The sequence below is a fragment of the Streptosporangium sp. NPDC051023 genome, assembly GCF_040689595.1.
GTDB lineage: Bacteria > Actinomycetota > Actinomycetes > Streptosporangiales > Streptosporangiaceae > Streptosporangium.
On the sequence record NZ_JBFBCE010000226.1, the window covers coordinates 1 to 1,646 of the forward strand.

At 69.4% G+C, this 1,646-nt stretch carries 1 protein-coding gene and 2 pseudogenes; 1 reads left to right on the plus strand and 2 read right to left on the minus strand.

Annotated features, from left to right (window positions below; genetic code table 11):
- Positions 1–311: pseudogene (locus AB0395_RS48270) on the minus strand (phospholipid carrier-dependent glycosyltransferase); the annotation flags it as partial.
- A 21-nt stretch (positions 312–332) separates the two neighbouring features.
- Positions 333–1,187: a 16S rRNA (cytidine(1402)-2'-O)-methyltransferase gene (gene rsmI / locus AB0395_RS48275; RefSeq protein WP_366295124.1), complete on the minus strand. Its 855-nt coding sequence runs from the start codon at positions 1,185–1,187 to the stop codon at positions 333–335.
- Between the two features lie 97 nt (positions 1,188–1,284).
- Between rsmI and AB0395_RS48280 the strand changes: the two are divergent.
- Positions 1,285–1,646, plus strand: a pseudogene (locus tag AB0395_RS48280) (phospholipid carrier-dependent glycosyltransferase); the annotation flags it as partial.

Genomic DNA, 1,646 nt, shown 5'->3' on the forward strand with positions numbered 1-1,646 from the left:
GCGACGTAGAGCGGGCAGGGAGCGGCGTCCGCCGGGGTGCAGCGGACCCAGATGTCGGTGTTCCCGGCGATCAACATCCGGTCGGCGACGGGGTCGGCCACGCTCCCGAGCGTGGCCCGCTCCACCCCGTAGGTGAGCAGGGCGAAGGCGTCCTTCACGTAGAACGTCTCGTCGAACACCACCGCCTTCGGCGTGCCGAGACCGGTGAAGCGCAGTATCCCGCCGAACACCGTCACCAGCAGCGGGCCCAGCCAGCCCCACAGGGGGTTGCCCCGCATGGGAGGCAGAAGTCGTTCCCTCGTTGATCCCATTTAGGGAAGTATGGAGAAAAATCACCCGCGATGGACGGCATCGTAAAGATCCCGCTTGGGAATCCCCGCCGCCTTCGCGACGTCCACGATCGCCTGCTTCCTCGGTATCCCCGTCTCCTCACGGCGGACGACCTCGGCGACCAGCTCCTCGATGTCCGGCTCGGCGACCTGCGGGTCGTGCCCGGCGACGACGACGGTGATCTCGCCCTTGACCCCGTCCGCCGCCCACCCGGCCAGCTCACCGAGGCCGCCGCGCCGTACTTCCTCGTAGGTCTTGGTCAGTTCCCTGCAGACGGCGGCCCTGCGGTCCGTCCCGAACGCCTCAGCCATCGCCTCAAGCGCGGCCCGCAACCGGTGCGGCGCCTCGAAGAACACCATCGTGCGTTCCTCTTCGGCCAGGGCCGCCAGCCTGCGGGCGCGCTCTCCCGCCTTGCGCGGCGGGAAGCCCTCGAAACAGAACCGGTCGCTGGGCAGCCCCGAGACGGCCAGCGCGGTGGTGACCGCGGAGGGCCCGGGCAGCGAGGTGACCGTGATCCCCGCCTCGACGGCCAGGTGGGTCAGGCGATAGCCGGGGTCGGAGACACCGGGCATGCCCGCGTCGGTGATGACCAGGACGGTCCTGCCATCCTGGAGTGCCTGAAGCAGCTCGGCGGCCCTGCCCGCCTCGTTGGCGTCGTAGTAGGAGACGATCCGGCCTCTGACCTCGGCCCCCAGCTCGGTAGCCAGGCGCCGCAGGCGGCGGGTGTCCTCGGCCGCGACCACGTCGGCGGTCTCCAGCGCCTCGCGAAGCCGGGGTGAGGCGTCGCCCGCCTGCCCGATCGGAGCCCCCGCCAGCACCAGCCTGCCGTTGTCGTTCACCCTTCCATCCTCCCGCATCCGGAAAGAGGTCTCACCGGGGGGAGAAGTTCCGTAATTGGACATGTAGGCCGTGTTTCTTAGGTTCCAGGGGGGAAGGGGCCCGTACGATGGCCGGGTGGCCGTGACCGACTTCCCCAACCAGGCGTTCGAGCAGCCGGAGCCAGAGCCGAGCGGTGGCTCGGTCGGCTCCGTGCGTGACCGGCTGGTGCCGCCGATGCCCGGCAGCGCCATGTGGGGCTGGCTCGGCCCACTGCTGGTGACGGTGTTCGGCGCCTTCCTCCGCTTCGTCAACCTGGGTCGTCCGAACGCGGTGATGTTCGACGAGACGTACTACGCCAAGGACGCGTGGTCGCTGGTCAACTACCTCGCCGAGCGGAACATGGCCAAGGACGCCGACAAGATCCTGATGGCGGGCGGCACCGAGATCTGGCAGAAGTGCGCACCCGCCGAGATCGACAAGTGCGCCTCCTACGTGGT